Here is an 8,826-nt window from a genome sequence, read left to right on the forward strand (position 1 = left end):
AGCTAATGAATAATAACTCTCATCAATATGATATGATTGGCGGACTATTTTTATCGGTAATCCCGCCTGAGGTTTTCTATGTCAACGCGAATTCTTGCGCTTGATGCAGCCACAGAAGCGTGCTCCGTTGCCATCTGGAATGACGGTAAAGTTCATGCTTTGTACGAACTGTGTCCCCGTGAACATACACAACGTATTTTGCCTATGGTTCAGCAAATTTTAGCTGAAACCGGACTAACTCTGGCCCATATGGATGCCCTGGCTTTTGGTCGAGGCCCGGGTAGCTTTACCGGTGTGCGAATTGGTATAGGTATTGCTCAGGGGTTGGCTTTAGGTGCCGACTTACCCATGATTGGCGTTTCAACGCTGAACACTATGGCTCAGGGGGCTTACCGTATGACCGGCATGACGCAAGTTCTGACCGCCATTGATGCCAGAATGGGCGAAGTTTACTGGGGGCAATATCAACGCTCCTCACAAGGGGAGTGGAGTCTGATTAATACGGAACAGGTTCTGTCTCCGCAGCAGGTTAAAGCCCAGTTAAAATCAACCCATGGTGAATGGGCTATTGCCGGTACCGGATGGGAAACCTATCCGGATATGGCCGACGAAACCGATGTGATTATTTATAACGGTAAAATGCCGTTGCCGCAGGCGGAAGATATGCTGCCTTTGGCGGTTGCCTGCTGGAAAAGGGGTGAGACTCAAGCGGTTGAGTTAGCCGAGCCGGTCTATTTACGTAATGAAGTGACCTGGAAGAAATTACCGGGCCGGGAATAAGCGGAAACCACCGTTGTTTTTCCCCTATATTTTTGTCAGAGAATGCCATTTTTTGATATTACAGTGGTAATAGATTATTTGCTTATGGTAACCATAAGGTTATTAACGGTTTAGTTCACTGTAATGCGTCTTGTTCTGTTTAAAGAATAATAACGGCAGAACCAGGACAAAGCGTCAGATACAGGAGTATTTCATTGAATAAGGTATGGTTATCCCGTTATCCCAAAGATGTTCCGGCAGAGATCGATCCTCAACGTTACTCATCACTGGCGGATATGTTTGAAAATGCGGTCAATCGCTTTGCCGATCAGCCTGCTTATATCAATCAGGGAAAGGTAATGACTTTCCGTCGATTAGAGAAGCGTAGTCGCGCCTTTGCCGCTTATTTGCAAAATTCACTGGGGTTGAAAAAAGGTGACCGGGTTGCGGTAATGATGCCTAACCTGTTGCAATATCCTATCGTGCTGTTTGGCATTCTTCGTGCGGGTATGGTGGTGGTTAATGTGAATCCACTGTATACCCCAAGAGAGCTGGAGCATCAGCTAAATGACTGTGGTGCAAAAGCGATAGTGATAGTGTCGAACTTTGCCCATACGCTGGAAAAAGTGGTTAAGCAGACGCAAATCGAGCATGTGATTCTTAGCGGTCTTGGCGATCAACTCTCCGTTGGTAAGCGTTCTCTGGTTAACTTTGTTGTTAAGTACATTAAAAAACTGGTGCCAAAATATAACCTGCCGGGTGCCATATCGTTTCGCCGTGCTTTACATAAGGGACGTAACCAGCAGTATATTAAACCGCGATTATTACCGGAGGATCTGGCGCTGCTGCAATATACCGGTGGAACCACCGGTGTGGCCAAAGGCGCAATGCTGACCCATGGTAATCTGCTGGCTAACATGGAGCAGGCCCGTGCGGCCTATATTCCACTGTTAATTGTGGGACAGGAACTGGTGGTAACGGCGCTACCGCTTTATCATATTTTTGCTTTAACCGTAAACTGCCTGCTGTTTCTTGAAGTGGGGGGATGTAACCTGCTAATTACCAATCCGCGCGATTTAAAAGGAATGGTAAAAGAGCTTTCCCGTTATCCATTCTCGGCACTGACTGGGGTGAATACTCTGTTTAATGCGTTAATTAATGATGAGGATTTCCGCGAGTTAGATTTCAGCCATCTGCGTATTACTGTTGGTGGCGGAATGTCGGTGCAGCGCAGCGTAGCTGACCGTTGGCAGCAACTGACGAGCACTCATTTGCTGGAAGGCTATGGCCTCACCGAATGTTCACCACTGGTTGCCGGTAATCCTTATGATTTACAGCAATACAGCGGCAGTATTGGTTTACCGGTGGCATCAACGGAAATCCGTCTGGTTGACGACCAGGGTATTGATGTACCGGAAGGCGAGCCGGGTGAGCTTTGGGTTAAAGGCCCACAGGTTATGAAAGGCTACTGGAATCGCCCTGAAGCAACCAGTGAAGTGTTAAAAGAGGGGTGGCTGGCAACCGGTGATATTGTGGTGATGGACGAACAGGGCTTTATGAAAATCGTCGATCGTAAAAAAGATATGATTCTGGTTTCCGGATTTAACGTTTATCCTAATGAAATTGAAGAAGTGGTAGCCAGTCACGCAAAAGTGCTGGAAGTGGCTGCCATTGGCGTGCCGAATGAAGTTTCCGGAGAAACCGTAAAAATCTATGTGGTTAAGAGAGATCCAAGCCTGACTAAGGATGAACTTCTGGCCCATTGCCGCAGTGGATTAACCGGTTATAAAATTCCGAGAATCGTTGAATTTCGTGATGAGCTGCCTAAATCTAACGTGGGTAAGATACTGCGTAAGGATCTGCGTGACGAAGCCATTAAACAACAGGCCGGCAATCAAGCCTAATCGGTTTGTGATGAGGCATATATAACGCCGGTTTTCCGGCGTTATTTGTGTCAGAAACTAACAAATAAGAGACTATGTTTTGGATTATCAACTGATAACAACCGATGTCGAATTACAGCAGGTTTGCGAACGTGCCAGTCAGGTTTCACGCATTGCGTTGGATACTGAATTTGTTCGAACCCGCACCTATTACCCTCAGTTAGGTTTAATTCAGCTTTATGATGGTGAACAGGTGGTTTTGATCGATCCGTTGAGTATTCAACAGTGGGAACCATTTCGCGCGCTATTGGTGAATCCAAACGTGATTAAGTTTCTTCATGCCTGTAGTGAAGATTTGGAAGTCTTTCTCCATGAATTTGGCGTGTTGCCAGAACCGATGATTGATACCCAAATACTGGCAGCCTTTAATCAACGTTCCCTTTCTACCGGATTTGCCGCACTGGTTGCGGAATATCTGGAAATTGAACTGGATAAAAGCGAATCGCGCACCGACTGGTTGGCGCGTCCGCTTACCGAAAGGCAATGTATTTATGCGGCCGCCGATGTTTTTTACCTGCTGCCTATCGCCGAGGTCATTTTGCAAGAGACCGAGCAGCTAAAATGGCTGGATGCAGCTAAAAATGAGTGCATTATGATGAGCAAGCGCCGTTGTGAGCAGCTTGCCCCTGAAGATGCCTATATGGATATTAATAATGCCTGGCAGTTGAATCGCCGTCAGTTAGGCTGCCTGAAGCTGTTAGCCGCCTGGCGTTTAAATTACGCCCGTGAGCGAGATATGGCGGTTAATTTTGTTGTCAGGGAGGAGAACCTCTGGCAAGTCGCCCGGCATCAGCCATCATCAATGGGAGAGCTGGAACCCTTAGGGTTAAGCGGACCAGAAATTCGCTATCATGGTCGCACTATGCTGCGTTTAGTGGCGGAAGGTCAGCAACTGCCGGAAGAGATACTACCGGAGAAAATATCCCGAATTGTGGATCATGCCGGTTATAAGAAAGTGTTTAAAGATATCAAAACGCTGATCCAGACCATTTCTGGTGAAAGCGGGTTGAATGTTGAGCTACTGGCATCACGCCGCCAGATTAACCAGCTACTGAAGTTTTTCTGGCAACAGGATGCCGGTGAACAGCCTGAACTAATGCAGGGATGGCGAGGGCAGTTAATGAGTGAGCGTCTGACCGCATTACTTGAGCAGGAAGCCAGCGTTTTTATGTAGAAATCAGTTACGATGCTTAAAACAGAAAACCGCCATTAAGGCGGTTTTTCTCATATAGCCATGCTAATAATTCTGGCAGACTTAACTTAACGTTTCACTTCATCATTTTCAGGGAGTGTCACGTTAAGTTCCAGCACGGAGATATCATCACCTTTCTGTTCAAGTTGAACAGAAACCATCTCTGGATCAATTTGTACATACTTACAGATAACCTCAAGAAGATCGCGCTTTAACTGAGGCAGATAGTGCGGTTCGCTATCGCCGCGACGACGTTCTGCAACGATAATCTGTAGCCGCTCTTTTGCGATATTGGCGGTTGGCTTTTTACGGGACAGGAAAAAATCTAACAATGCCATGGTTTATGCCCCTCCAAACAGTCGCTTTAACAGACCTTTTTTCTCTTCAGTCAGAAAACGATATGGTATTTCTGCGCCTAACAAACGCTCAACAGTATCCGCATAAGCTAAACCAGCATCAGATTCGGTATCCAGAATAACAGGTTCACCCTGGTTGGAGGCACGCAGCACAGAAGGGCTCTCAGGAATAACCCCCAGCAGAGGAATACGCAGAATTTCCAGTACGTCTTCAACGCTTAACATATCGCCACGGTTAACGCGGCCCGGGTTATAACGAGTGACCAGCAAATGTTCTTTAATCGGCTCTTCTCCATTTTCAGCCCGGCGAGATTTTGATGCCAGAATGCCAAGAATACGGTCAGAGTCACGAACTGAAGAGACTTCCGGGTTAGTGGTGATAATCGCTTCATCGGCGAAATAGAGGGCCATCAGGGCGCCGCTTTCAATACCGGCTGGAGAGTCACAAACGATAAAATCAAACTCCATCTCTCCCAGGTCAGCCAGTACTTTTTCCACGCCTTCTTTAGTTAATGCATCTTTGTCGCGCGTTTGAGACGCAGGCAGAATATAGAGGTTTTCTGTACGTTTATCTTTAATCAGAGCCTGATTCAGCGTGGCATCACCCTGAATGACGTTAACAAAGTCATACACTACGCGACGTTCGCATCCCATGATTAAGTCGAGATTACGCAGCCCAATATCAAAATCGATAACAACAGTTTTGTTTCCTTTTTGTGCTAAACCAGTAGCAATGGCAGCGCTGGAGGTGGTTTTACCAACGCCCCCCTTACCGGAAGTAACAACAATAATTCGTGCCATAAGGTGTTCCTTGTAAATAAGGCTTAATTAAATGATTCAATAGTTAAGATGTTATCTTGCAAAAACAGTCTTGCGCTGCGCTCATAGAATGTAGATGGAATTCGGTCACTTAGCCAATATTCACCGGCAACAGAAACTAATTCAGCAGCAAGCTGAGTACAAAAAACCTGACTGGTTATATCGCCACTGGCACCGGCCAGCGCGCGACCGCGCATCATACCGTAAACATGAATATTGCCATCAGCAATCAGCTCTGCACCAGAACTGACCGAGCTGATAACCACAAGATCGCAACCACGGGCATAAATTTGCTGCCCGGTACGAACAGGGGTACTAATTATTCGTGTTTTTGGTGGTGGAGGTGGGGGCGCAACAGCTTTGGTCACTTTTCCTGTTTTGCCTTCTGTCAGCAGCGGTAAACCGGCAGATTGGATAGATCGTTTTTGTTCATCGTTATGAAACCCACTTACGCCAACAACGCGCAAGCCAGCATCCATCACGGCACGCTGCACCTGCAACCAATCAGCATCAGGTGTGAGTGCAGCAACGTTCAAAACCACCGGCGCATTTTGCAGAAAAGCGGGAGCTTGCTTCACTTTTTCAGTTAAAGCTTCCCGAATGATGCTGGGTTCTGAATGATTCAAATGAACAACAGACAGAGTAAAACTACTGCCTTTTAACTCAACTGGCGATTGTGACATCTATCCTGACTCAGTTTTTGGCTCCCGCTATTGTAGCCAGAGCGCTGTTTTAATGTTCAATATTGTAAAATGCACGAACGTATAGCTGCATGTTATAGTTAGCGGCATATCTAGGCAAGTCAATGACTAAATTAATTAGAGCGAAAGAATAATGTTGTGTGCAATTTATCGAAGCAATAAACGCGATCAGACCTATCTTTATATTGAACGGCGGGATGACTTCTCTAAAATTCCTGAGGCCTTAATGAATAGTTTTGGTAAGCCTGTGTTTGTCATGACGCTGGAGTTAGAGCAACGAACTAAACTGGCTTCAGCAGATATTGCTCGAGTAAAACAAGATCTGATCGGGCAGGGGTTCTATTTACAGGTTCCACCTCCGGTAGAAAGCTTATTAAAAACACCTGATGATGTTGACGATTAAACCGCGTTTAATATTAAGGAAAAGAAGCCGATATCGTTTTCATAGGGTTGTAAAAATAGAACTTTTGTTTACGCGGTTTACGTAAAAATAATTTGGGATGATGATAGTGAAATTATCAATGATTGCTTGGTTGACAGGTGTAGCATTACTCGCCGGGTGCAGCGGCAAAAATCTTCAGGCTCAACCGGTCGTCAACAACGCTTCAGCAGGTAGTTCTTCAACGGAACAGAGTTCGGATTATAACCAGTCACAGTTTCCTGCTTATGTGGAAAAACTCAAGGCCAGAGCTTTGAGCGAAGGTATTAATCAGCAAACCATCGATCGGGCATTTGCTAATGTCTATTTTCTTAGTCGCGTCATTGATTCAGATAAAAATCAGTTAGAAAAGAAGATCACCCTTGATGACTATTTACAGCGAGTTTTGCCTGACTGGAAAATAGATCGCGCGCGCCAAATGTATCAGGCTAATAGAAGTAAACTAAATAAAGCCAGCAAACGTTCTGGCGTGCCTGCCAGCTATATTGTGGCGCTGTGGGGCATGGAGAGCACCTTTGGTAAGCGTCAGGGTAAAGAAGATATCATTTCTGCGTTGTCCACATTAGCTTTTGAAGGGCGTCGTGAGGAGTTTTTTACTAAACAGTTGATAGCTGCGCTGCAAATTTTACAGCAAGGGCATATTCGGATCGATCAATTTAAGGGGTCATGGGCCGGGGCAATGGGACAGTGTCAGTTTATGCCTACCTCATTCCTTAAGTATGGTCTGGATGGCAACGGCGACGGGCGTATTGATATATGGAATAACCTGGACGATGTGTTTGCTTCAACGGCTAATTATCTGGCAACCGAAGGCTGGAATCCGAATGAAGGCTGGGGGCAAGAGGTTAAATTAACCAAAGCCCTGACGGATCAAGCCATCGGGCTGGAAGATGCAAAAATGAAGACGGTAGCCGAATGGCAGAAACAGGGCGTTGTGCTTTCCCGTAAAGTTCCGGGCAATCAGCAGGCCTGGATTGTTCAGCCAGATGATGCGCAGGGCCGTACATTTATGGTGTTTAACAATTTCCGCACCATTATGCACTGGAACCGTTCTACTTACTTTGCGATTAGCATCGGTACTTTGGCAGATAAAGTTGTACAAAACTAAGCGTTTAATCTAAGTTTTTGTTACCGATGTAATGATACTATCGGGCGATTACACTCGGACAATACCAAACGGCCCGGCAATATGTCGGGTTAAGAACAATAATAAATCTCTACATCGAAAATCAGACAAAGGTTATGAAGGAGTAGCAATCATATGTATCAACATCGGGATTGGCAGGGCGATCTGTTAGAATTGCCTGTGAGTAAAGTCGTTTGCGTTGGCAAAAATTATTCAGACCATATCAAAGAGATGGGGGATAATACGCCTCAGCAGCCGCTACTGTTTATTAAACCTGAAACCGCGCTATGCGATATTACTCAGCCAATAGCAATACCGGACGGGTTTGGTTCGGTTCATTATGAAGTCGAGCTGGCAGTACTTATTGGTTTACCGTTGAAGAATGCTGATGAAGGGCGAGTCGCTAATGCCATCGTAGGATACGGTATCGCTATTGACTTAACCCTGCGTGATTTGCAGGCAGAGTGTAAAAAAGCCGGCGAACCCTGGGAAAAGGCTAAAGCTTTTGATAATTCTTGTCCTATATCGGGTTTTATTCCGGTAGGGCAATTTGGTGATGCTCAACAGGCTTCACTCTCTCTGTCGATTAATGGTCAGGTTCGTCAGAACGGGAATACCCGCGAAATGATTACTCCGATTCTGCCACTGATCTCTTACATGAGCCGCTTCTTTACCCTGCGTCCTGGTGATATTGTGCTGACCGGTACTCCATCCGGTGTTGGTCCGATTGAGCATGGTGATAACCTCGTCGTGGCGCTTAATGGTAAAGAAATCACCAGCCGCGTGTTATAATCACAATACATCGTCTTAAACAGACGCCTGTAGCCAACCGTTACAGGCGTTTATTTTTAGATTAATCCCTTGTTTATTAATACCGGAATACCATCATGAGCCAATCCTTTTTTTGGCAGCAAAAGACGCTGCCTGAGATGACCGATGACGAATGGGAGTCGTTGTGTGACGGATGTGGTCAATGTTGCCTGAACAAACTGATTGATGAAGATACAGATGAAATCTATTTCACTAATGTCGCATGCAATCAGCTTAATATTAAAAGCTGTCAGTGCAGCAATTACGATCGTCGTTTTGAACTGGAAGAAGACTGTATCAAACTGACCCGGGACAATTTACCCACTTTTGAATGGTTGCCGCCTACCTGTGCCTATCGCTTGATAGCGGAAGGCAAAGCCCTACCTGAATGGCATCCGCTGTTAGCCGGTTCTAAGTCTGCCATGCATGCTGCCAGAATTTCAGTGCGCCATATTGCGGTACCGGAGAGTGAAGTGATTGACTGGCAGGACCATATTCTGAATAAGCCGGATTGGGCGGTCGTGACGCAGATTTAGTGGTAATGATTGATCGTCAGGGTCGTGACGCAGATTTAGTGGTAATGATTGATCGTCAGATACCATCCGATGATCTTATCGTGCATTTCTTCTGACTTTGAGAAGCAGATAGTCTTGCGGGTCAACCGTTTAAGATGGGTTCGCA

Annotated in this window: 11 protein-coding genes; 7 read left to right on the forward strand and 4 right to left on the reverse strand. The window is 45.9% G+C overall.

Going from position 1 to position 8,826, the window contains the following annotated elements:
* Positions 1-78: 78 nt before the first annotated feature.
* The 3 genes from tsaB to rnd all read left to right on the forward strand — a co-directional run bounded on the left by tsaB (position 79) and on the right by rnd (position 3,876).
* The gene (tsaB, locus tag LPW36_RS07345) at positions 79-780 is read left to right on the forward strand and encodes a tRNA (adenosine(37)-N6)-threonylcarbamoyltransferase complex dimerization subunit type 1 TsaB (protein WP_230608849.1); all 702 of its coding nucleotides are present in this window, start codon (positions 79-81) and stop codon (positions 778-780) included.
* Positions 781-974: 194 nt separating this feature from the next.
* Positions 975-2,663, forward strand: coding sequence for a long-chain-fatty-acid--CoA ligase FadD (gene fadD / locus LPW36_RS07350; protein WP_230608850.1), 1,689 nt, complete (start codon positions 975-977; stop codon positions 2,661-2,663).
* A 79-nt stretch (positions 2,664-2,742) separates the two neighbouring features.
* Positions 2,743-3,876, forward strand: coding sequence for a ribonuclease D (gene rnd, locus LPW36_RS07355; RefSeq protein ID WP_230608851.1), 1,134 nt, complete (start codon positions 2,743-2,745; stop codon positions 3,874-3,876).
* A gap of 86 nt (positions 3,877-3,962) precedes the next feature.
* Here the strand turns inward: rnd and minE are convergent, their stop codons facing one another.
* From minE to minC, 3 genes are read right to left on the reverse strand one after another with little or no spacing between them, the layout of a single operon-like run.
* Entirely contained in the window at positions 3,963-4,232 is a 270-nt protein-coding gene (gene minE, locus LPW36_RS07360) for a cell division topological specificity factor MinE (RefSeq protein WP_230608852.1), read from the reverse strand.
* A gap of 3 nt (positions 4,233-4,235) precedes the next feature.
* Positions 4,236-5,051 (reverse strand): septum site-determining protein MinD, encoded by an 816-nt coding sequence (minD, locus tag LPW36_RS07365; protein ID WP_230608853.1) that lies wholly within the window; start codon positions 5,049-5,051, stop codon positions 4,236-4,238.
* Positions 5,052-5,074: 23 nt separating this feature from the next.
* Positions 5,075-5,752: a septum site-determining protein MinC gene (minC, locus tag LPW36_RS07370; RefSeq protein ID WP_230608854.1), complete on the reverse strand. Its 678-nt coding sequence runs from the start codon at positions 5,750-5,752 to the stop codon at positions 5,075-5,077.
* Between the two features lie 151 nt (positions 5,753-5,903).
* Between minC and LPW36_RS07375 the strand changes: the two genes are divergently transcribed.
* The 4 genes from LPW36_RS07375 (at position 5,904) to LPW36_RS07390 (ending at position 8,681) form a co-directional block, all read left to right on the forward strand.
* On the forward strand, positions 5,904-6,173 hold the full coding sequence (locus tag LPW36_RS07375) for a YcgL domain-containing protein (protein WP_230608855.1): 270 nt from the start codon (positions 5,904-5,906) through the stop codon (positions 6,171-6,173).
* Between the two features lie 106 nt (positions 6,174-6,279).
* Entirely contained in the window at positions 6,280-7,317 is a 1,038-nt protein-coding gene (locus tag LPW36_RS07380; RefSeq protein WP_230608856.1) for a lytic murein transglycosylase, read from the forward strand.
* Between the two features lie 153 nt (positions 7,318-7,470).
* On the forward strand, positions 7,471-8,127 hold the full coding sequence (locus LPW36_RS07385) for a fumarylacetoacetate hydrolase family protein (protein WP_230608857.1): 657 nt from the start codon (positions 7,471-7,473) through the stop codon (positions 8,125-8,127).
* Positions 8,128-8,222: 95 nt separating this feature from the next.
* Positions 8,223-8,681 (forward strand): YcgN family cysteine cluster protein, encoded by a 459-nt coding sequence (locus LPW36_RS07390; RefSeq protein WP_230608858.1) that lies wholly within the window; start codon positions 8,223-8,225, stop codon positions 8,679-8,681.
* A 35-nt stretch (positions 8,682-8,716) separates the two neighbouring features.
* Here the strand turns inward: LPW36_RS07390 and LPW36_RS07395 are convergent.
* A partial coding sequence (locus LPW36_RS07395; protein WP_230608631.1) for an IS1 family transposase occupies positions 8,717-8,826 on the reverse strand: 110 nt, incomplete at its 5' end.

Origin of the sequence: Limnobaculum eriocheiris, from assembly GCF_021010575.1 — a bacterium.
GTDB lineage: Bacteria > Pseudomonadota > Gammaproteobacteria > Enterobacterales > Enterobacteriaceae > Limnobaculum > Limnobaculum eriocheiris.

What these genes read in the sequence shown, in the direction of transcription:
- LPW36_RS07390 (WP_230608858.1), top strand. Translation starts at nt 8,223, where the DNA reads ATGAGCCAATCCTTTTTTTGGCAGCAAAAGACGCTGCCTGAGATGACC.
- minD (WP_230608853.1), bottom strand. Translation starts at nt 5,051, where the DNA reads ATGGCACGAATTATTGTTGTTACTTCCGGTAAGGGGGGCGTTGGTAAA.
- minC (WP_230608854.1), bottom strand. Translation starts at nt 5,752, where the DNA reads ATGTCACAATCGCCAGTTGAGTTAAAAGGCAGTAGTTTTACTCTGTCT.
- minE (WP_230608852.1), bottom strand. Translation starts at nt 4,232, where the DNA reads ATGGCATTGTTAGATTTTTTCCTGTCCCGTAAAAAGCCAACCGCCAAT.
- LPW36_RS07375 (WP_230608855.1), top strand. Translation starts at nt 5,904, where the DNA reads ATGTTGTGTGCAATTTATCGAAGCAATAAACGCGATCAGACCTATCTT.
- LPW36_RS07385 (WP_230608857.1), top strand. Translation starts at nt 7,471, where the DNA reads ATGTATCAACATCGGGATTGGCAGGGCGATCTGTTAGAATTGCCTGTG.
- tsaB (WP_230608849.1), top strand. Translation starts at nt 79, where the DNA reads ATGTCAACGCGAATTCTTGCGCTTGATGCAGCCACAGAAGCGTGCTCC.